This is a genomic window from Blastococcus xanthinilyticus, from assembly GCF_008124835.1.
Classification (GTDB): Bacteria; Actinomycetota; Actinomycetes; order Mycobacteriales; family Geodermatophilaceae; genus Blastococcus; species Blastococcus xanthinilyticus.
This window is the reverse complement of sequence record NZ_VNHW01000007.1, coordinates 208457-229660: the sequence shown is the minus strand read 5'-3', so window position 1 is coordinate 229660 and position 21204 is coordinate 208457. Positions and strand designations below refer to the sequence as shown.

At 74.4% G+C, this 21204-nt stretch carries 17 protein-coding genes; 12 read left to right on the top strand and 5 right to left on the bottom strand.

The features are described 5' to 3' along the window. Positions 1 to 3 precede the first annotated feature (3 nt). The 3 genes from BD833_RS12850 to BD833_RS12840 all read right to left on the bottom strand — a co-directional run bounded on the left by BD833_RS12850 (position 4) and on the right by BD833_RS12840 (position 3601). Positions 4 to 735, bottom strand: a complete 732-nt coding sequence (locus BD833_RS12850) for a trimeric intracellular cation channel family protein (RefSeq protein WP_166533520.1) — start codon at positions 733 to 735, stop codon at positions 4 to 6. A gap of 137 nt (positions 736 to 872) precedes the next feature. Continuing rightward, positions 873 to 2912 carry an acyl-CoA dehydrogenase family protein gene (locus BD833_RS12845; RefSeq protein ID WP_166533519.1) on the bottom strand — a complete coding sequence of 680 codons (2040 nt, stop codon included), beginning with the start codon at positions 2910 to 2912 and terminating at the stop codon, positions 873 to 875. After that, on the bottom strand, positions 2909 to 3601 hold the full coding sequence (locus tag BD833_RS12840; protein ID WP_243737634.1) for a TetR family transcriptional regulator: 693 nt from the start codon (positions 3599 to 3601) through the stop codon (positions 2909 to 2911). The genes BD833_RS12845 and BD833_RS12840 overlap by 4 nt, the downstream gene beginning before the upstream one ends. Before the next feature lie 60 nt (positions 3602 to 3661). On the opposite strand from BD833_RS12840, the gene BD833_RS12835 reads away from it, so the two are divergent. From BD833_RS12835 to BD833_RS12805, 7 genes are all read left to right on the top strand, one after another. Next, positions 3662 to 4957 (top strand): acetyl-CoA C-acetyltransferase, encoded by a 1296-nt coding sequence (locus BD833_RS12835; protein WP_166533518.1) that lies wholly within the window; start codon positions 3662 to 3664, stop codon positions 4955 to 4957. 74 nt (positions 4958 to 5031) lie between these two features. Then, positions 5032 to 6387 (top strand): 3-oxoacyl-ACP reductase, encoded by a 1356-nt coding sequence (locus tag BD833_RS12830; protein ID WP_166533517.1) that lies wholly within the window; start codon positions 5032 to 5034, stop codon positions 6385 to 6387. Further along, positions 6387 to 7241: a MaoC family dehydratase gene (locus BD833_RS12825; protein WP_166533516.1), complete on the top strand. Its 855-nt coding sequence runs from the start codon at positions 6387 to 6389 to the stop codon at positions 7239 to 7241. The genes BD833_RS12830 and BD833_RS12825 overlap by 1 nt, the downstream gene beginning before the upstream one ends. A 281-nt stretch (positions 7242 to 7522) precedes the next feature. Next, on the top strand, positions 7523 to 9184 hold the full coding sequence (locus BD833_RS12820; RefSeq protein ID WP_166533515.1) for a fibronectin type III domain-containing protein: 1662 nt from the start codon (positions 7523 to 7525) through the stop codon (positions 9182 to 9184). Positions 9185 to 9505: 321 nt separating this feature from the next. After that, complete coding sequence (locus tag BD833_RS12815; protein ID WP_243737633.1) at positions 9506 to 10471, top strand: class E sortase; 966 nt, start codon at positions 9506 to 9508, stop codon at positions 10469 to 10471. 21 nt (positions 10472 to 10492) lie between these two features. Next, complete coding sequence (locus tag BD833_RS12810; protein ID WP_166533514.1) at positions 10493 to 10651, top strand: hypothetical protein; 159 nt, start codon at positions 10493 to 10495, stop codon at positions 10649 to 10651. Positions 10652 to 10910: 259 nt separating this feature from the next. Next, positions 10911 to 12521, top strand: a complete 1611-nt coding sequence (locus tag BD833_RS12805) for a hypothetical protein (RefSeq protein WP_166533513.1) — start codon at positions 10911 to 10913, stop codon at positions 12519 to 12521. A gap of 141 nt (positions 12522 to 12662) precedes the next feature. On the opposite strand, the gene BD833_RS12800 is transcribed toward BD833_RS12805, so the two are convergent. Then, entirely contained in the window at positions 12663 to 13850 is a 1188-nt protein-coding gene (locus BD833_RS12800; protein WP_166533512.1) for a hydroxymethylglutaryl-CoA reductase, read from the bottom strand. A 244-nt stretch (positions 13851 to 14094) separates the two neighbouring features. Between BD833_RS12800 and BD833_RS12795 the strand changes: the two genes are divergently transcribed. From BD833_RS12795 to BD833_RS12775, 5 genes are read left to right on the top strand one after another with little or no spacing between them, the layout of a single operon-like run. After that, positions 14095 to 15627, top strand: a complete 1533-nt coding sequence (locus BD833_RS12795; protein ID WP_166533511.1) for an ABC transporter substrate-binding protein — start codon at positions 14095 to 14097, stop codon at positions 15625 to 15627. Next, the gene (locus BD833_RS12790) at positions 15624 to 16565 is read left to right on the top strand and encodes an ABC transporter permease (protein WP_166533549.1); all 942 of its coding nucleotides are present in this window, start codon (positions 15624 to 15626) and stop codon (positions 16563 to 16565) included. Before BD833_RS12795 ends, BD833_RS12790 begins: the two co-directional genes overlap by 4 nt. Positions 16566 to 16617: 52 nt before the next feature. Beyond that, complete coding sequence (locus tag BD833_RS12785; protein WP_243737631.1) at positions 16618 to 17661, top strand: ABC transporter permease; 1044 nt, start codon at positions 16618 to 16620, stop codon at positions 17659 to 17661. Beyond that, positions 17658 to 18710: an ABC transporter ATP-binding protein gene (locus BD833_RS12780; RefSeq protein ID WP_166533510.1), complete on the top strand. Its 1053-nt coding sequence runs from the start codon at positions 17658 to 17660 to the stop codon at positions 18708 to 18710. The genes BD833_RS12785 and BD833_RS12780 overlap by 4 nt, the downstream gene beginning before the upstream one ends. Beyond that, positions 18707 to 19756 (top strand): ABC transporter ATP-binding protein, encoded by a 1050-nt coding sequence (locus tag BD833_RS12775; RefSeq protein ID WP_166533509.1) that lies wholly within the window; start codon positions 18707 to 18709, stop codon positions 19754 to 19756. The genes BD833_RS12780 and BD833_RS12775 overlap by 4 nt, the downstream gene beginning before the upstream one ends. Positions 19757 to 19852: 96 nt before the next feature. Here BD833_RS12775 and BD833_RS12770 read toward each other — a convergent pair whose 3' ends face one another. Then, positions 19853 to 21055, bottom strand: coding sequence for an MFS transporter (locus tag BD833_RS12770; RefSeq protein WP_243737630.1), 1203 nt, complete (start codon positions 21053 to 21055; stop codon positions 19853 to 19855). Positions 21056 to 21204: the final 149 nt, after the last annotated feature.

Here is a 21204-nt window from a genome sequence, read left to right as displayed (position 1 = left end):
CGGTCAGCCCCGGCGGCGCCGGCGGAACAGGGCGGCCCCGGCCCGGCGCCGGCCCCGCTCGCGGCGGCGGACCAGCCGGCTGCGGGTGCGCTCGGGCAGGTCGACGGCGACCGGGGCCTCCCAGCCGCGCCACACCGACAGCACCCGGAGCACGGCCACCAGCGCGATCACCAGCGCCGCCACCGGGATGGGGTCGAGCCCCAGGGGCCCGGCGAGCACGGTGAGGGCGGTGGCGCCGATGAGCGCGGCGACGGCGTTGTACGGCCCGGGCCCGATGATGTCGGCCCGCTGGGCGAGCAGCATGTCCCGGATCAGCGCGCCGCCGACCGCCGTCAGCGTGCCGATGAACACCACCGACGCGCTGGGCAGGCCGGCCAGCTGCGCCTTCTGCGCGCCGATGACGGTGAAGAACCCGAGCGTGACCGCGTCGAGCACGACCAGCAGCGCGGTCAGCCGGGAGAGCCAGCCGGAGAAGTAGAACGTGATGCCCGCGGCGATCGCCACCGTGGGCAGGTAGGCCTGGTTGGTGAGGGCGATCGGCGGCCCCTCGGCCAGCAGCACGTCGCGGATCAGCCCGCCGCCCAGGCCGCCGCTGACGGCCAGGAGCAGCACGCCGGACACGGCGAACCCCTCGCGGGCGGCCAGCAGGCCGCCGGTGAGCGCGCCGACGACGACGGCGGCGAGGTCGACGGCGGCCGGGACCCGCAGCGTCTCGGCCACGGCCAGGATCTCCACGGGCGCCCATTCTCCGGTCGCGCTCCGCCCAGCCCGCGCCGTGCCCCTCCGCCGAGTGAGCAGTTGCGGCCGCCGCGACCGGCGTGTCCTGCCGTGTCGCCGACCGCAACTGCCCACTCGGCCCGGGAGGCGTCCTCTTACTGGCCCGGGGGGACCTCCAGGTTGGTGGCGGTGCCCTGCGGGGTGGCGGTGCGCAGCTCGGCGTCGCGGGCGGCCATGGCCGCCTGCCGGGCCGGCTCCTCCTCGAGGATCGCCGCGGCCTTCCAGTCGGCGGGGATGGCGAAGCCGTCCACCAGCGTGGTGATGTGCGGCCGCAGCTCCTTGAGCAGGGCGTTCACCGTCGCGGTCAGGGTCTTGGCCCGGGCCGGGGTGAGCTGGCCGTGCTCCAGGAACCAGGCCTTGTCCTCCTCGATCGTCGAGAGCGCGTAGAGGTCGCACAGGGTGTCCAGCAGCGCTGTCGCGGCGGGGTCGGTGGCGCGGTCGACGCCCTCGACGAAGGCCTCGAGCACGATCCGGTCGATGTGCGTCCGCGCCGTCTTCAGCACGTGGTCCTGGACGTCGTTGAACATGTCGAACGGGGCCATGCCGGGGGTCGTGGAGTTCTTCCGCAGCCGGCGGATCGCCCCCTCCAGCGCGTGCTTCTCGCGGAACTCGAACATCTTCAGCTGCCAGCCGCGGTCGAGCATCGGCACCTCGTCGTCCCGCCCGGGGACGGCGTCGACCAGCCGCTGGATGAGCGCGCGGGCGGCGGTCCGCTCCAGCACGGTCTCGCGGACCATGTCGGCGACGAAGCCGACCCGGCCCCAGCCGTCGAGGGAGCCGAAGTTGTCGCGGTAGCCGGTGAGCAGCCCCTTGGCCACCAGCTGCAGCAGGACGGTGTTGTCGCCCTCGAACGTGGTGAAGACGTCGGTGTCGGCCTTGAGGTGCGGCAGCCGGTTCTCCTGCAGGTAGCCGGCCCCGCCGCAGGCCTCGCGGCACATCTGGATGGTCTGCGTGGCGTGCCAGGTCTGGGCCACCTTGAGCCCGGCGGCGCGGGACTCGAGCTCGCGCTGGGCGTGCTCGTCGATCTCCTCGCCGTGCTCGTGCACCGCCGTCTGGAGGTCGTGCATGGTGCTGACCAGCTCGCTCTGCGCGAAGTGCAGCGCGTAGGTCTTCGCCAGCGCCGGCAGCAGCTTGCGCTGGTGCACGAGGTAGTCGTTGATGACGATCTCGCGCTCCTCGCCGGGGGCGCTGAACTGGCGGCGGGCGTTGCCGTACCGGACGGCGATGTCCAGGGCCAGCTTCGTCGCCGAGGAGGCCGAGCCGCCCACACTGACCCGGCCGCGCACCAGCGTGCCCAGCATGGTGAAGAAGCGGCGGGTCTCGTTCTCGATGCTCGAGGTGTAGGTGCCGTCGGCGGCGACCTGGCCGTAGCGGTCGAGCAGCATGTCGCGCGGCACGGTCACGTGGTCGAAGGTCAGGCGCCCGTTGTCGACGCCCAGCAGCCCGGCCTTGGGGCCGTCGTCGCCGATGGTGACCCTGGGCATCGGGGCGCCGTCCTCGTCGCGGATGGGCACCAGCCAGGCGTGCACGCCGTGGTTCTTCCCCTGGGTGACCAGCTGGGCGAAGACGACCGCCATGCGCCCGTCCTTCGCCGCGTTGCCGATGTAGTCCTTGCGCGCGGCCTGGTGCGGGGTGTGCAGGTCGAAGGTCTGCGTCGCGGGGTCGTAGGTGCAGGTGGTGCGCAGCTGCTGGACGTCGGAGCCGTGCCCGGTCTCGGTCATGGCGAAGCAGCCGGGCAGGTCGAAGCTCATGATGTCGCGCAGGTAGGCCTCGTGGTGCCGGCGCGTGCCGAGCAGCTGGACGGCGCCGCCGAACAGCCCCCACTGGACGCCGGCCTTGACCATGAGCGAGAGGTCGGTGAACGCCAGCATCTCGATCGAGGTCACCGATCCGCCCGCGTCGGCCTCGCCGCCGAACTCCTTGGGGAAGCCGAGGGTGACCCGGCCGGACTCGGCGAGCGTGCGGGCCGTGCGGGTCACCCGCTCGCGGGCGTCGGCCATCGACTCGCCGTAGACCGGGAGCATCCCGGGGTCGTGCAGGTTCTCCCGGGCGTCGCGGCGCACGTGCGCCCACCGGCCGTCGAGCGTCTCCTGGAGGTGGGCGGGGTCGACCGTGGGGGGCAGGGTGCTGGTCACAGGTCCTCCGTGGCTTCGGTAGCGGGGCGGGGTTCGGTGGTCACGACGCCGGAGAGTCCGGCCCAGGCCAGTTCGGTGAGGTGTGCGGCCAGCTCGGCGCGGGGCATCGGCCGCTCGGCCCGCAGCCACCAGTCGGCGGCGGCGCGCACGAGACCGATCAACCCGTGGCCCCAGGGGCCCGCGGGCGCCGGATCGCGGCCGGCCTGCGTCAGCGCGCTGCGCAGCAGGGCGGCCGCCTGGTCGCCCACCAGGTCGGAGAGGCTGTCGATGGGATCGGCGTCCACGGGGCGGTCGGTCGGGTGCAGGTGGACGACGAACCGGTACAGCTCCGGGTCGGCCTCGCAGAAGGCGAGGTAGGCCTCGACCGCCGCGGTGGTCATCGCCCGGGGGGTGCCGCCGAGCTCCATCGCGGCCCGCAGCCGGGGCAGCAGCTGGTCGGCGACCCGGGCGCAGACGGCGACGTAGAGGTCCGTGCGGTCGGTGAAGTGCCGGTAGACGACGGTCTTGCTGGTGCCTGCGGCGGCGGCGATCTCGTCCATGCCGACGCCGGCGCCGTGCCGGCCGATCGCGGCCAGCGTGGCGTCGACCAGCTGCTCGCGGCGTGCGCGGCGGTGCTCGTCCCACCGGGAGTCGCGCCGGTCGCGGGACCTCGCCGGCGCTGCTGCGCCGTCCCTCACCTCGGCCTTCACGATACGGACAGTACCTGATACCGTGGGTACCTACCAGCCCACCCGACCACGGAGGTCACCATGGCGCAGAGCCAGCAGCCCGCGACCCGCAAGGCGGCGATCGTCGGCGGGAACCGGATCCCGTTCGCGCGGTCCAACTCGGCGTACGCCCAGGCGTCCAACCAGGACATGCTCACCGCGACCCTCGACGGGCTGGTCGCGCGCTTCGGCCTCCAGGGCGAGTCGGTGGGCGAGGTCGTCGCCGGCGCCGTCCTCAAGCACGCCCGCGACTTCAACCTGACCCGCGAGTCGGTGCTCGGGTCGAAGCTGGCCGCCACGACGCCGGCCTACGACGTCCAGCAGGCGTGCGGGACCGGGCTGGAGGCGGCCATCCTGGTCGCCAACAAGATCGCCCTGGGCCAGATCGAGTCCGGCATCGCCGGGGGTGTGGACACCACCTCCGACGCCCCGCTCGCCGTGAGCGAGGACCTGCGCCGCGTGCTCATCTCGCTGAACGGCGCGAAGACGGTGCAGGAGCGGCTCAAGGCCCTCGCCCGCATCCGGCCCGGCATGATCGCCCCGGAGATGCCGCGCAACGCCGAGCCGCGCACCGGCCTGGCGATGGGCGACCACGCGGCGATCACCGCCGCGGAGTGGGAGATCGGCCGCGAGGAGCAGGACGAGCTCGCCGCCCGGTCGCACCGGTCCATGGCCGCCGCCTACGACCGCGGCTTCTTCGACGACCTGGTGACGCCGTTCCTCGGCCTGACCCGCGACAACAACCTGCGCCCCGACTCGAGCGTGGAGAAGCTGGCGACGCTGAAGCCGGTGTTCGGCACGGGCGAGGGCGCCACGATGACGGCGGGCAACTCCACGCCGCTGACCGACGGCGCCTCGGCGGTGCTGCTGGCCTCCGACGAGTGGGCCGAGGCCAAGGGGCTGCCGGTGCTGGCCCACCTGGTCGACGCGCAGACCGCCGCCGTCGACTACGTGCACGGCGGCGAGGGCCTGCTCATGGCGCCGGTCTACGCCGTGCCGGTGCTGCTCGCCCGCAACGGCCTGACGCTGCAGGACTTCGACTTCTACGAGATCCACGAGGCGTTCGCCTCCACGGTGCTCGCCACGATGAAGGCCTGGGAGGACCCGGCGTTCTGCAAGGAGAAGCTGGGCCTGGACGCCCCGCTGGGCTCGATCGACCGGTCGAAGCTCAACGTGCACGGCTCGTCGCTGGCGGCCGGGCACCCGTTCGCCGCCACCGGTGGCCGGATCGTCGCGTCGCTGGCGAAGATGCTGCACGAGGCCGGCCCGGGCAAGCGCGGCCTGATCTCCATCTGCGCCGCCGGCGGCCAGGGCGTCGTCGCCATCCTCGAGTCCTGATCCACACACCTCCGGTGGGGAACCGGACGGCTCCGCCGCATTCCCCGCCACCCCGCACGGAAGAGAGATCCCTCGTGGCTGACTGGTACACGACCTTCGCCAACTCCGGCGTCGGCACCACGATCACCAAGCAGCTGGGCCTCCCGCGCCCGGTGGAGCTGCGCCGCTACGAGCCCGGGCAGCCGCTGCTGCCGGGGCCGGTGGTGGTCGGCTCGGCCGGCCAGGGCCGGCTGCGCGACACGGTCACCGCCGTCCTCCGGGACGCCGGGGTGACCGTGCAGTCCCCGGTGACGGCCGACGGCGGGACCGACGGCGAGAAGCTCGGCGCGGTCGTCCTGGACGCGACGGGGCTGACCGGCCCGGCCGACCTCGCCGGCGCGCACGACTTCCTGGCGCCGGCGCTCGAGCGGCTGCGCTCCTCGGGCCGCGTGCTGGTCCTCGCCGACCCGCCGGCGGCCGCCGGCTCCCCGGCCCGGGCGGCCGCGCGCCAGGCGGTGGACGGGCTGGTCCGCTCCATCGCCAAGGAGCTGCGCGGTGGCTCGACGGCGAACGCCGTCTTCGTGCCCGAGGGTGCGGAGGAGTCGCTGGCCGCCCCGCTGCGGTTCTTCCTGTCCGGCCGGTCGGCCTACGTCGACGGGCAGCTGCTGACGCTCTCGGCGGCCGACGTCCCGGCCAACCCCGACGAGGAGAAGCCGCTGGCCGGCAAGGTCGCCGTCGTCACCGGCGCCGCCCGCGGCATCGGCGCGGCGATCGCGGAGGTGCTCTCCCGGGACGGCGCGCACGTGGTCGCCGTCGACGTCCCGGCGGCGGGGGAGCAGCTGGCGCGGGTGGCGAACGCGATCGGCGGCACCGCCGTGGCGCTGGACATCACCGCCGAGGACGCCGGCCCGCGGCTGGTGCAGCAGCTCGTCGCCCGGCACGGCGGGGTGGACGTCGTCGTCCACAACGCCGGGATCACCCGCGACAAGCTGCTGGTCAACATGGACGCCGCCCGCTGGAACTCGGTCATGGCGGTGAACCTGCAGGCCCAGCTGGACATCACGCAGGCCCTGCTGGACGCCGAGGGCGCGCTGAAGCCCGGCGCCCGGATCGTCTGCGTCTCCTCGCAGTCGGGCATCGCGGGCAACCGCGGCCAGACCAACTACGCGGCGAGCAAGGCCGGCGTCATCGGCATGGTGCGCGCCTGGGCGCCGGAGTTCGCCGAGCGCGACGCCACGATCAACGCCGTCGCGCCGGGGTTCATCGTCACCGAGATGACGGCGAAGATGCCCTTCGGCACCCGGGAGATCGGGTCGCGGATCAACTCGCTGCAGCAGGGCGGGCTGCCGGTCGACGTCGCCGAGACGATCGCCTGGCTGTCGCAGCCGGCCAGCGCAGGTGTCAACGGCCAGACCGTCCGGGTCTGCGGCCAGTCGCTGCTGGGCGCCTGATGGCCACCACCGTGCTCGATGCGCCCCCGAACATGGCGGCGCTCTTCGCGCGGGCGGCGTTCACCGCGCGCGGCCGCGGCGGGGCGCTGCCCGACACCCGGGTGGCGCGGCACGGCGTGCGGGTGGACCCGGCGAACCTGGCCGACTACGCCCGGGTCTGCCGGTTCCCGCTGTCGGACGCGCTCCCGGCGACCTACCCGCATCTGCTCACCTTCCCGCTGCAGCTGGCGCTGATGAGCGACCGCGCCTTCCCGCTCGCGCTGCCGGGCCTGGTGCACCTGCGCAACCGCATCGACGTGCTGCGGCCGATCGCGGCGTCGGAGGAGCTCGACCTGGAGGTGTGGGCCGAGCGGTTCGCTGCCCACCGCAGCGGGGCGACCGTGGACCTCTGCGCGTCGGTGTCCGCCGGTGGCGCGGAGGTGTGGCGGGGGCGCTCGACGTACCTGGCCCGCGGCGCGACCGCGCCCCACGGCGCGCCGGATTCCGATGTGACGGTGTCGGTCGGGGGCCTCGACCGTGCGGCCGCCACCTGGCGGATCCCGGACGACGCCGGCCGCCGCTACGCGAAGGTCTCCGGCGACGTGAACCCGATCCACCTCTCCGGGCTCAGTGCCAAGGCGTTCGGCTTCAAGCGGGCGATCGCGCACGGCATGTGGGTGAAGGCCCGCGTGCTGGCGTCGGTGGCCAACCGGCTGCCCGACGCGTTCGGCGTCGACGTCGCGTTCCGCAAGCCGCTGTTCCTCCCCTCGACGGTCACCCTCTCGACCGCGCCGGCCGACGGCGGCTGGGACGCCGCCGTCCGGAACGCGCGCAGCGGCACCGAGCACCTGGTCGGCACGGTCCGCCCGCTCTGAGGAAGCACCGCCGGCCAGGACCTTCTCGAAGCGGATCGGTTCCGGACTGAACGGATGTCGACGAGACCGACCAGGCCGTCTCGTCGACATCCGGCACCTTTCCGCGTGTTCCTGACCTGCGCTTTCACGTGTCAGGTCACGGTCGGGTAACGGAACGCCTCAGCCGTTCCGCCGCGGGTGGCGCGCCGGGCCACGACCTCGCGGCGTGGTCCGGTCTCCCTCGTCCGGCACCCCCGGACCAAGCGACCCGGCGCGCATCCGGGCCAGTCCAGGGAGTCGACGTGCACCTCGCAGCACCGACCCGGCGAGCCCTCGGCCTCACGGCCGTCGGGGCGATCGCCATGTCCAGCACCATCCTGAGCCTCGGCGGCGTCGCCCTCGCCGCGCCGTCCTACACGGTCTCGGGCACCGGTCCCTCGGCTCCGGTGCCGGCCGGCATCTGCTCCGTCGAGTGGACGCTCTCCGGCGGCTCCGGCGGAGCGGCCAGCGACGGCGCCGCGGGAGCGCTGGCCGGGCACGTGAAGGTGACGCTCCCCGCCGCGGAGAACGACGTCTTCACGCTGAACCCCGGAAGCGTCGGGGAGGACGGCGTCGCCGACGCGAGTGGCGCAGCCGGCGGCACCAACGGCAGCGGTGCCGGGTCGACGCAGGGGGGCGCGGGTGGCCTCGACGCGACCGTCGGCGGCGGCGGTGGCGGCGCGGCGAGCGTCGTCCTGAAGAGCGGTTCGGTCTACCTGCTGGCCTTCGGTGGTGACGGGGCCGGCGCGAACGGCTCCGGCGGTGCCGGCGGTGGCAACGAGAACAACTACGGCGGGAACTGGTTGGTGGGCTCTCCGGAGGCCGCTGCCACGGCGTCCGTCCCCGGCCCGGGCTCCATCAGCGGTGTCGGGGTCGAGTGCCCGCCGCCGGCCCCCCTCGACGCCCCCGCCGCTCCGGAGGACCTGTGGGTCGTCGGACGCGACGGCGGGCTCGAGCTCTCCTTCGCTCCCGGCTGGTTCGACGAGGACGCGCAGTCACCCGTCACCGGGTGGCAGGTCAGCACCGACGACGGTGCGACCTACAAGCCGCTGACCGTCACCCAGGACGGCGACGAGCTCGTCGGCACGGTGTCGGGCCTGACCAACGGCACGACCTACAAGGTCCGGGTCCGCGCGACCAGCGCCGTCGGCCCCGGTGCGGCCACCGCCTCGATCGCCGCCATGGCGTACAAGCCGATCGGCGCCCCGACCAACGTCGTCGCCAAGGCGGGCCCGTCCTCGATCGTCTTCACCTGGGACGCACCCTCGACCGAGGGCACCTTCGACCTGGCCGGGTACATCGTCGGCGGTGAGGCCATGTCCGCGGACGGCACCGACGGGGCGAGCGGCATCGCCTGCGAGACGGCGGCCGACGTGCGCCGGTGCGTCATGGTGGCCACGCCGGGGTGGACCCACACGTTCGGTGTCACCCCCGTCGACAGCGCGGGCAACCCGGGCCTCCACTCAGAGGTCGTCACCATCTCCGACGTCCCTGCCTCGTCGGTCGCCAAGACCCTGCCCAAGGCCGACGGCACGCTGACCAGTGACGCCAAGGACGGCAAGGTCGTCGCCGGCCAGAAGGTGACCATCTCCGGCAAGGACTTCCTGCCCGGCTCCACCGTCGAGCTGGTCGTCTACTCCACCCCGGTCAAGCTCGGTGAGGTCACCGTCCTGTCCGACGGCACGTTCAGCGCCGAGGTCACCCTGCCCAAGGACATGGAGAACGGCGTCCACCACCTGGTGGCCACGGGTGTCGACGTGAACGGCAACGTCCGCAACCTGGTGGTCGAGGTGACCGTGTCCGGCGGCACGGCCGTGCTGGCCCTCACCGGCTTCTCGGCCCTGCCGTACCTCGGCGCCGGCGCCCTGGCCCTCCTGGCGGGTGGCGGCCTCCTCGTCGCCTCGCGCCGCCGCCAGGCCGCCTGACCCCCCAGCACCTCGGCACCACCCGCACACCGGCTCCGGCCCCGTCCCGCATCTGCGGGGCGGGGCCGGAGCGCTGAGCAGGGTCTGCGTCCGGCCGCCGCCGGGCATCCGGCGCCCCTCGCGCGTCGGATCACGCTGTGCGCATGGTCGGTCACCTAGCATCTGCCGGTGGTGCGCCGCGAGCGCGCACCGCAGGCCGACACCCGGGGGAACGGTATGGCGGACCCTCACCGGGGACGGCACGACGACGACACCCGTCCGACGCAGCGGTGGGACCGGGTCTCCGAGCCCGGCGCGCTGCCGGTGCGGGGTCTCCCGCCGGTGCCCGTGGGATCCGGCCGCGCGACCGCCGTGCGGCACGACGAGGCCCGGGCCGGGAAGGGCGCTGACCCGGCCGGGCGGCCGTGGGACGACGGGCCCTGGGACGAGCACTCCACGGATGCCGGTTCCCACGACGACGACATCTACGACGACACCTACGACGACATCTACGACGACACCCACGGCGCCGACGTCCCGTGGGACGACGAGGGCGACGAGCCCCCCGGTCCGCCGCCGTACCGGCCGGCGCGCTGGCAGACGGTCGCCCGCGGGGTCGGCGAGCTGCTGGTCACCGCCGGCCTGGTGCTGCTGCTGTTCGTCGTCTACGAGGTCTACGTGACCGACCTGCTCACCGAGCGCCGCCAGGACCAGCTCAGCGCCGAGCTGCAGGAGCAGTGGGCGGACGCCCCCGCCGGGGCGGGCCTGGTCCAGGTGGAGATCGGCGACGCCTTCGGGGTCCTGCGGATCCCGCGGCTGGGCGGTGACTACGCCCGCGTGGTCCTGGAGGGCACCACCGAGGGGGAGCTCTCGCAGGGACCCGGCCACTACGTCGGCACCGCGATGCCGGGGGAGCCGGGCAACGTCGCCCTGGCCGGCCACCGCGTCGGCAAGGGATCGCCCTTCCTCGAGCTCGACGCGCTGCGCCCCGGCGACCCGATCGTCGTGGAGACCGTCGACACCTGGTTCGTCTACCGCGTGCTCGGGGACCCGGCGACCGGGAACCTCGAGGCCGACCCCAGCGGCATCCCGGGCCAGCGGATCGTTCCCCCCTCCGACGTGTCGGTGATCGCCCCGACGCCGGGCGCCGACCCCTCGGGCGGGCCGACCGGCTCCTACCTGACGCTCACGACCTGCCACCCGCGGTTCTCCGCGCGGCAGCGGCTCATCGTCCACGCGCGGCTCGACGGCGCGGGCATCCCCAAGTCGGAGATGCCCGACGGCCCGCCGGCGCTGCGCGAGGGCTGATCCGGACACCGGAGGACGGCGATGTACGGCTGGATCTGGCGGCACCTGCCCGGCGGCAGGGGCCTGAAGGCGGCGCAGTCGCTCGTGCTGGCGCTCACCGTCTGCGCGCTGCTGCTCTTCGTCGTCTTCCCGTGGGTGGAGCCGCAGCTCCCGTGGAACGACGTCACCGTCGACGGCTGACCCGAGCCCGACGGGAGCGGCCGGACGAGGGAGCCTGACAGCCGCGGGGGGCCGCGTTGGTCACTGTTTCGGCTTCACCGGGGCTGTTCGCGCACCCGTGTCGACCGGCGTATATCACGGTCCGGTCACGTTCCGGCACTGAGAGTTTCCGGCGGCGTTGCGGGCCCGGAGTGGGGACCGCCGCGTGGTCAGGTGCCCCGTCGTCCGGGTGCCGGGCGTCCGCGCCCGGCGTCCCGGGCCGATCACCACGGGGGTCGGCGTGCGTTCCACGTCTCCGTCCCGTCGCGCCCTGGGCCTCGTGGCCGCCGGCGCGATGGGCCTCTCCACGGCCGTTCTCGGTGTCGGCGGCGTCGCGCACGCCGACATCGCCACCGACATCTACTGGGCCGACCCGGCCCACTCCGGCCCGGTCACCATCCCGGCCGGCGTCTGCGCGGTCGACTGGGTGCTGCACGGCGGCACCGGCGGGACCGGCGCCGGGAGCAGCGGCGGTGCCGGTGGCCACGTGGCCGCGCGGACCGCGGTGACGGCGGGTCAGCAGTTCACCCTCCTCGCCGGTGCCGGCGGAGCTGCTGCCGGCTCCACCGGGGCGGGCGGCCTCAGCGGGGGCGTGCACAGCGGCGGCGCCGCGACGGGCGGCACGCCCGGTGGTGGCGGTGGCGGTCGCACCGCGGTCGTGACCGGGGGCGCGCCGCTGCTGATCGCCGGAGGCGGTGGCGGTGGCGGCTACGGGGTCGCCGGGGGCGACGCCGGGCCGGGAGGTGCCGCGGGCGCGGGCAACGGCGAGAACTCCGGGGGTGGTGGCGGTACCGCCTCCGCGGCCGGTGCCGGTGGCGGCTCCGGCTACCTCGACGGTGACGGCCTCGGCGGGGCCGGTCCCGTGGGCGGCGACGCGCCGTCGGACGGCGCGGGTGGCGGCGGTGGCGGCGCCTTCGGCGGTGGCGGCGGTGGTGGCAACCCCACGTATGCCCCGGAGGGTGCCGGCGGCGGCGGTGGCTCCAACCTCGCGCCCGCGGGCGCCACGGCGAACAGCGCGCTGAACACGAGCGGCAACGGCTACGTCACCGGCAACCACGTGCCCTGCCCGCCGCCGGCAGCGCCGGACCTGACCGCGCTGACGGCAGGGAACGGCTCGGCCGGCGTCACCTTCACCCCCGGCGCCGACACGGGAGCGGTCATCAGCGGCTGGGAGTACAGCACCGACAGCGGGAGCCACTGGACGGCGCTCGCCACGACGTCCTCCGGCGGCGCGCGCACCGGCACGATCACCGGCCTGCCCAACGGCACGGCCGTGACCGTCGTCGTCCGCGCGGTCAGCAGCCCCGCGAACGGCGCCGCGAGCAACGCCCGGACGGTCACGCCGGCCGCCCCGGTGACCACCAGCCCGCCGGTCGCCCAGCCGGAGGTGGTGGAGGAGCAGCCCGCCCCGCGGGTGCCCGCCACGGTGCCCACGACGCCGCTGACCCTGACCACCGACAAGGGCGACATCACCCGCGCCGAGGCCGGCGAGCAGCTGGTCGTCATCGGCACGGGCTTCCAGCCGAACTCCCAGGTGGCGATCGTCGTCTACTCCGAGCCGCGGCTGCTCGGGACCGCGACGACCGACGCGAACGGCGACTTCCGCGCCACGGTGACCGTGCCGGCGGACCTCGCGGCCGGCCGGCACAGCCTGGTGGCCTCCGGCTTCGCGCCGGACGGCACCGAGCGCTTCCTGCGGCTGGACGTCACGGTGGCCGCCGCCTCGGCCCCGGGCGGCCCGACGCTGGCCTACACCGGCGCGGACATCGCCGTCCCCGTGGGCGCCGGCCTCGCCACCCTCACCGCCGGTGGTGCGCTGCTGCTGGTCGCCCGGCGGCGGTCCGCCGGCTGACCCCTCCCGGCCCGCCGACGTCGAGCCCCGCCCCCGAGGGGGCGGGGCTCGACCCGTCTTCGCCCGGGCCTGGGCGACTTCGGGGAACATGCGCCCCGGGCGGCGACGCAGGCGGCACGTTCCCCGAAGTCGCCGGGCGCGCTACCGGTTGCGCCCCAGGGAGTCGTGGCTGGTCACCCAGTCGCCGGCCAGGATCGCCGAGGTCAGCGAGATGTCGCCGGCCAGCACCACGCCGGCGCAGATCTCGGCGAACTTCTGCACCTTGTCCGCCCCGTAGCAGCCGAGCATCTCCAGGCACTCCCGCTGGGTGGGCAGCCCGGTGCCGCCGCCGTAGGTGGCGACGATCAGCGAGGTCAGCGTCGTCGACCAGTAGTAGTCACCGTTCTCCAGCAGCTGGGTGTAGGTGACGCCGGCGTGCGACTCGGCGACGTTCGCGGCGTCCTGCCCGGTGGCGATGAACATCGCGGTGAGCCCGTTGGCGGCGTGCGCGCCGTTGTAGGCCGCACCCGACATGAACGCCCCGGCCATGCCGACCTGCCGGTACTCGAACAGCGCCCGCGTGCTGACGCCGGTCAGCCGGCGCAGCACCTCGTCGGGGATGGTCACCTCGGCCACCACCCGCTTGCCGCGGGTCATGAGCATGTTGATCTGCGAGTGCTTCTTGTCGGTGTCGATGGCGCCGGAGAGCACGTAGCGCGGGTGGTCGGGGTGGTTCTCCCTGATCCACTCGCAGGCGGCGAGCGTGGCCTTGCCGGTCATGTTCTGGCCGGCGGCGTCGCCGGTCGTGTAGTTGACCCGCAGGTACCGCAGCGGGCCGATCTGGTGTTGCCCGATGTAGGTGAGCCGGCCCGAGCGGGTGGTCTCCTCGGCCGCCGCCCGGATGCCGTCGAGGTGCTCGTCCACCCAGCGGCCGAACTCCCGCGCCTCGAGGGCGTTGTCGAACATGAAGGCCGGCGCCCGCTGCATGTGGTCGTCGACGACGGTGGTCCGGACGCCGCCGCACTCGCCGATCACCCGCATGCCCCGGTTGTAGCTGGCGACCAGCGTGCCCTCCGTCGTCGCCATGGGCACGAAGAAGTCGCCGTGGGCGTGCTCGCCGCGCATGGTGAGCGGCCCGGCCACGCCGATCGGCACCTGGGCGACGCCGGTGAAGTTCTCGACGTTGCCCGGCAGGACGGCGGGGTCGATGGAGTAGCGGCCGACGTGGTCCAGCCCGGCACCGGTCTGCTCGGCCACGAACGCCTGCCGCTTGTGCGCCATCTCGTCGGTGTAGTCGTGCTCGCGGTCGCGGGGGATGCGCGCGCGGTGCGTGGGCTGGGTGTCGGTCATGGGCCACCTCGGCGGTGCGACGGTGCAGAGACGGCTCCAGTGTGATCTGGGCCACGCCGTCCGGCACCTCGTCGCCGAGCCCGCCGGTGCTCCCCGGCGACGGCGCCCCACCGCCCGGCCGGGTGCCGCGGCGAGGTCTCGACCAGGCAACGATCCTGCTCCAGGCCGTATTCGGGTGGCCCGAGCCCGGGGACGGGAGCAAGGTCGGAGGTGGACACCCTGCCCCGACCACGGAGGTTCTCCCGTGCGCAGCACCCGACTCGTGTCCCTGGTCGCCGCCGGAGCGCTGATTCTCACCGCCTGCGGCGGCGGTGGGGAGAGCGTCGACACCGGCGCGGGCGGCGGCGGCAGCGGTGGGGGCAGCACCCTCGTCGCCGCGGTCGGCGCGCAGCCCGACCAGTTCGACCCGCACGTCACCAGCGCCTACCCGAGCTTCCAGGTGCTGGAGAACGTCTACGACACCCTCGTCGTCCCGAACCCCGAGGACCTGACGATGGAGCCGAGCCTGGCCACCGACTGGGAGACCAGCGAGGACGGGCTCACCTGGACGTTCACCCTGCGCGAGGGCGTCACCTTCCACGACGGCTCGGAGTTCGACGCCGCCGACGTCGTCTACTCCTACAACCGGATCATCGACGAGCAGCTGCAGAACGCCTACCGGTTCGAGAACGTCACCGGCGTCGAGGCGGTGGACCCGCAGACGGTGGAGATCACCCTCTCCCAGCCCACCCCGAACCTGCCGGCCCTGATCGGCGGCTTCAAGGGAACGGCGATCATCCCCGAGGGCGCCGCCGAGGAGTACGACCTCACCACCGAGGCGGTGGGCACCGGGCCGTTCACGCTGGAGAGCTCCGACGCCAGCAGCACCGAGCTGGCCGCCTACGAGGAGTACTGGGGCGGCCCGCCGAGCATCGACGGCGTCGAGTTCCGCTACATCGCCGAGCCGGCCGCGGCGCTCACCGCGCTGGAGAACGGCGAGGTCGACTGGACCGACAACGTGCCGCCGCAGCAGATCGAGTCGCTGGAGGGCAACGACGAGGTCGAGCTGCAGAGCATCCCCAGCGTCGACTACTGGTACATGTCCATGAACTTCGCCCGGGAGCCGTTCGGCAACCCGCTGGTGCGCCAGGCGATCGCCACCGCGATCGACCGCGAGGCGGTCACCGAGGCCGCCCGCTTCGGCGCGGCGCAGGCCAACCAGACCGCGATCCCCGAGGGCAACTTCTTCGCCTCGGACTACGCGCCGTTCGAGGCCGACGCCGAGGCGGCCCGGCAGCTGCTGGAGGAGTCCGGCGTCCAGCTGCCCCTCGAGATGGGGCTGATGGTCACCGACGAGTTCCCCGAGACGGTCACCGCCGCCCAGGTGATCGCCAGCCAGCTGGAGCCGATCGGGATCAACGTCGACGTCCAGACGGTGGACTTCGCCACCTGGCTGGACCGGCAGGGTCAGGGCGACTTCGACGCCTTCATGCTGGGCTGGCTGGGCAACCTCGACCCGTTCGACTACTACCACTCCCAGCACATCACCGACGGGGTGAACAACTACCAGGGCTACAGCAACCCGGAGGTCGACCAGCTCCTGCAGCAGGCCTCCAGCGAGACCGACCGCGAGGCCCGCAAGGATCTCTACGACCAGGCGGTGCAGCTGATCGTCGACGACGTCTCGTACCTGTACCTCTACAACCCCAACGTGGTGCAGGCCTGGGCGCCCGGGCTGTCCGGCTACACCATCCGGCCGGACAAGGCGATCAACTTCGAGGACGTGGAGCTGCCCTGACCGGCTACCTGATCCGGCGGGTCGGCCAGTCCGCGGTCGTCCTCGCCGGGGTGAGCGTCATCGTGTTCGCCCTGGTGCACCTCGTACCGGGCGACCCGGTGCGGCTCGCCCTGGGCACGCGGTTCTCCCAGGAGACCTACGACGCCCTGCGCGAGCGGTCGGGGCTCGACCAGCCGCTGCTCGAGCAGTTCGTCACCTGGCTCGGCCGGGCCGTGACCGGCGACCTGGGGGTGAGCTTCCGCAGCGGGGAGACCGTCACCTCGCAGATCGCCGAGCGGCTGCCCGCCACGCTCACGCTGGCGTTCGCCTCGATCCTGGTCGCGCTGGTCATCGCGGTCCCGCTCGGCACGATCTCGGCGCTGCGGCCCCGGTCGGTCGTCGACCGCGTCGCCACCGTCATCAGCCAGTTCGGCATCTCGGTGCCCGACTTCTGGATGGGCATCGTGCTCATCCTCGTCTTCGCCGGGACGCTGGGCTGGCTGCCGTCGGGCGGGTACGTGCCGCTCACCGAGGACCCGGGCGGCTGGCTGCAGCGGCTGCTCATGCCCGCGCTCGTGACCGGCGTGGTCTCCGGCTCGGTCATCACCCGGTTCGTGCGGTCCAGCGTGCTCGAGGCGCTGGGCTCGGACCACGTGCGGACGGCGCAGGCCAAGGGTCTGGGCAGCCGCCAGGTGTTCACCTGGCACGTGCTGCGCAACGCGCTGCTCCCGCTCGTCACGGTCACCGGCGTGCAGCTGGCCTACCTGCTGTCCGGCGTCGTCGTCGTCGAGATCGTGTTCTCCTGGCCCGGCCTCGGGCAGCTGGCGCTGCAGGCCGTCGAGGCGCGCGACTACCCGGTGCTGCAGGGCGCGATCCTGCTCTTCGCGCTGGTGTTCCTGGTGATCAACCTGGTCGTCGACCTGCTGTACTCCGCCATCGACCCGCGGATCCGGCGATGATCCCCAGCCGGGTCCTGCTGGTGAAGATGACATACAGCCGAGGCCTGCTGCCATGACCGGCGCGCCCGTCCCCGAACCCGGCAACTCGCCGGACACCCCGGCCGGTGCCCCCGGGACGTCGCCGGCGGCCACGCTGCGGCCGGCCCGCCCGCAGTGGCGGGAGACGCTGAGCCTGCTGCTGCACAACCCCACGGCCGCCGTCGCCGGGGTGCTGCTGCTGCTCATCGTCGTCGTGGCGGTCCTCGACGACACGTTCGCGCCCGAGGGGGCCAACGACATCTCGGTCGCCGACCGGCTGCAGTCGCCCAGCTGGTCGCACCCCTTCGGCACCGACGACCTCGGCCGCGACATCCTCAGCCGGGTGATCCTCGGCGCCTCGGTGTCGCTGCGGGTCGGCTTCCTCGCCGTCGGTTTCGCGCTGGTCGCGGGCACGCTCATCGGCCTGCTCGCCGGCTACTACGGCAAGTGGGTCGACGACGTCCTCATGCGGTTCATGGACATGCTGTTCGCCTTCCCGGCGGTGCTGCTGGCGATCGCCGTCCTGGCCGTGCGGGGGCCGGGCTCGGGCAACACCGCGCTGGCCATCGGCATCGTCTACACGCCGATCTTCGCCCGGGTCACCCGCGCCAGCGTGCTCGGCGTGCGCGAGGAGGTCTACGTGCGGGCCTCCCGCTCGGTGGGCGCCTCGGACTGGCGGCTCCTCACCCGGCACATCCTCCCGAACGCCGCGCCGCCGATCATCGTGCAGACCTCGATCAGCCTGGCCTTCGCGGTGCTGGCGGAGGCGGCGCTGTCCTTCCTCGGGCTGGGGACCCAGCCGCCGAACCCGTCGTGGGGGCTGATGCTGGCCGAGGGGCGCGGCTACATCGAGCTGGCCTGGTGGCTGGCCTTCTTCCCGGGGATGGCGATCTTCCTGACGGTGCTCTGCTTCAACCTGCTCGGCGACGGGCTGCGCGACGCGCTCGACCCGCGGCAGCGCACGCTGATGGCCGGCAGCGGCAAGGCCGCCAGTGGCAGTGCCGCGGTCGGCGGCGCCGCGGTGGCCGGCGACGCCGCGGTGGCCGGCGACGCCGCGGGCAGCGGGGGCGACCGGTGAGCGGTGACCCGGTGCTGGAGGTCGAGGACCTGCGGGTGCGGCTGCGCACCCCGCGCGGCCCGGCCGAGGTGGTCAACGGGCTGAGCTACACCGTGGGGGCGGGGGAGACCGTCGCCGTCGTGGGGGAGTCCGGCAGCGGCAAGAGCGTCTCGGTGCTGGCGCTGCTGGGGCTGCTGCCGGCGCGGGTGGCGACGGTGACCGGCCGGGCGCTGCTCCAGGGCGAGGACCTGCTGACGATGCCACCCGAGCGGCTGCGCCAGGTGCGCGGCCCGGGGGCCGGCATGGTGTTCCAGGACCCGATGACCTCGCTGAACCCGGTGCTCACCATCGGCCGCCAGCTGGTCGAGGGCATCCGGGCGCACGGCGACGTCTCGAAGTCCGCCGCACGGACGCGGGCGGCGGAGCTGCTGCGCGAGGTCGGCCTGCCCGATCCCGAGAAGGCGCTGGACCGCTATCCGCACGAGCTGTCGGGCGGCATGCGGCAGCGGGTGGTCATCGCCATCGCGCTGAGCAACTCGCCGTCGCTGCTGATCGCCGACGAGGCGACGACGGCGCTGGACGTCACGGTGCAGGCGCAGATCATCGACCTGGTCGAGAAGCTGCAGGCCGAGCACGGCACCGGCGTCATCTGGATCACCCACGACCTCGGGGTGGTCGCCGGGATCGCCGACCGCGTGCTGGTCATGTACGGCGGGCGCTGCGTCGAGGACGGGACGGTCGACGACGTCCTCGAGCGGCCGGCGCACCCCTACACGCGCGGGCTGCTGGGCTCCCTGCCGGACCTCGCCGCGCCGGCGGGGCCCGACGGCGAGGTGCCCGAGCTGACCACCGTCCCCGGGCTGCCGCCGCCGCCCACCGACCTGCCGCCGGGCTGCGTGTTCTGGCCGCGCTGCCCGGTGCGGGCCGATCCGCGCTGCGAGACCGAGCAGCCCCCGCTGGCCGTGGTGTCCCGCGCGGCGGCGGGCGCGACCGCGTCCGGGGCGCTCGAGGAGGGGTCGCGGCTGCCGCACCGCGCGGCCACCTGGTGCACCGAGGGAGGGCAGGGATGAACGACCGGTCGGCGAGCGACGTCCTGGTCTCCGCCCGCGGGCTGGAGGTGCACTTCCCGGTCGGCGGCAGGGGTCTGCGCGGCAGGGGCGGCGGCGTGCTCCGGGCCGTGGACGGCGTGGACCTCGACATCCTGCGCGGCGAGACCCTGGGCCTGGTCGGGGAGTCCGGCTGCGGGAAGTCCACGCTGGGCAACGCGTTGCTGCGGCTCGTTCCGCCCACCGGCGGCACGGTCACCTTCGACGGCGCCGACGTCACCTCGCTGGACCGCCGGGGGCTCAAGGAGATGCGCCGCCGGGCCGGCATGGTGTTCCAGGACCCGTTCGCCTCGCTCGACCCCCGCCGCACTGTCGCGCAGACGGTGAGCGAGCCGCTGGAGGTGCACGGCCTGCGGTCGGGCAAGCGGGAACGCGCCGCCCGCGTGGGCGAGCTGCTGGAGCTGGTCGGCCTCGACCCTGCGGTGGCCGGCCGCTACCCGCACGAGTTCTCCGGCGGCCAGCGGCAGCGCGTCGGCATCGCGCGAGCGCTGGCGGGGGAGCCGGACTTCCTGGTGTGCGACGAGGCGATCGCGTCCCTCGACGTGAGCGTGCAGGCCCAGGTGCTGAACCTGCTGCGCCGGCTGCAGCGGCAGCTCGGGCTCACGCTGCTGTTCATCTCGCACGACCTGTCCGCCGTCCGGCACATCTCCGACCGGATCGCGGTCATGTACCTGGGCCGGGTGGTCGAGATCGGGCCGGCCGCCGCGGTGGGCAGAGATCCGCAGATGCCGTACACGCAGGCGCTGCTGTCCGCCGTGCCGGTGCCGCACCCGGCGCAGGAGCGGGCCCGGAAGCGGATCGTGCTCACCGGCGACGTGCCCTCACCCTCGGCCGTGCCGAGCGGCTGCCGCTTCCGCACCCGCTGCCCGTACGTGTTCGAGCCGTGCGACGACGTCGACCCCGCGCTGCACGCGGCCGGGGCGCCCGGTCAGCTGGCCGCCTGCCACCTGCACGGCGTCGTCGGCACCCCGGTCACCCGCACGCCGGAGGGCGTCACCGCCGACCCCTGACCGCTCGTCCCGCGCCGAGTGGGCAGTTGCCGTCGGCCGACACGCCGCGGCACGGCGTGTCCGTCGACATCAAGTGCGCACTCGGCACAAGCACGGTCAGACGCCCTCGCCGACGAGCCGGGGTCGCGCGGCCGCCAGCCCGACGGCGAGCTGGGCGGCGACGACCCCCAGCAGGAAGACCAGCCCGGGCTCCCAGCCGCCGGTCGCCTCGTGCAGCAGGCCGACGGCGAGCGGGCCGGTCGCGGCCACCAGGTACCCCAGGCTCTGCGCGGACGCCGAGAGCCGGCCGGTCTGGCCGACGTCGCGGGTGCGCTGCAGGACCAGCGTCATGGCCAGCGGGAACGAGATGCCGGTCCCGGCCCCGTACAGCAGCGCCCACAGCAGCGGAGCCGCGCCGGGGGCGATCAGCAGGCCGACGATGCCCACGAGGACGGGGACGGTGCCCAGCACCACCCAGCCGCCCTGGCCGGGCCGGCGCGCGGCGAGCGGCGGGACGAGGAGCGCGGCGGGCACGCCCAGAGCGGCGGCGAGCGCCACCAGGCCGCCGGCGGTGACGGGGGAGACCCCGGCGTCGTCCTCGAGGATCTCGGCCAGCCAGGTGAGCATGGCGTAGAAGGCCAGCGACTGGAGCCCGAAGAAGAGGGTGACGAGGAGCGCGACCCGGTCGCGCAGCAGGGCGGCGCGGGCGCCCCGGGGCGCCGCCGCCGGTCGCGGCGCGCGCCACCGCTCGCGGGCCAGGGCCGCGATGGCGGCCAGCGCCACGAGCACCGGGACGGCCCACAGCGCCAGGCCGAGCACCGCACTCCCGGCGACGTCGGCCAGGGGCTGCGCGAGACCGGCCCCGATGCTGGCCGAGGCCGCCATCGAGGCCACGATCATGCCGAGGACGAGGGCGCTGCGGGCCCCGTACTCCGCCCGCGCGGCGGCCGGCAGGAGCACGTTGGCCACGGCGATGCCGGCGGTGAGCAGCACCGTGCCCGCGTAGAGGCCCGGTGCGCCGGCCAGCCGGAGCAGGACGCCGGCCACGAGGGCGACGACGCCCAGGAGCACGGCGCGGTGCACGCCGAGGCGCGCCGCGAGCGAGGGCGCGAACGGGGAGACCAGGCCGAAGCACAGCAGCGGCAGCGCGGTGACGACGGCGAGCGCGCCGGTGGAGAGCGACAGCTCCCCGCCCAGCTCGCCCAGCAGCGGGCCCACGGCGGTGAACGGCGCCCGCAGGCACAGGGCCACGAGCACGAGGGCGGCGGCCGGCAGCACCAGCCGCCAGGCGGTGCGCCGCCCCGTGGCGGTGGTGGTCATCGCGGTCATTCTGCGCCCGCGGCGGGAGCTCCCCCGCAGCCGGTCGCGGCGGCCCGGCGCAGCCCCTGCGGCTTCCTCCACTGTTCACTTCCCGATCGCGCGGCGAGCGACCTACGGTGACCGGGAACCGCCCCCCTCCCGGAGGAGTA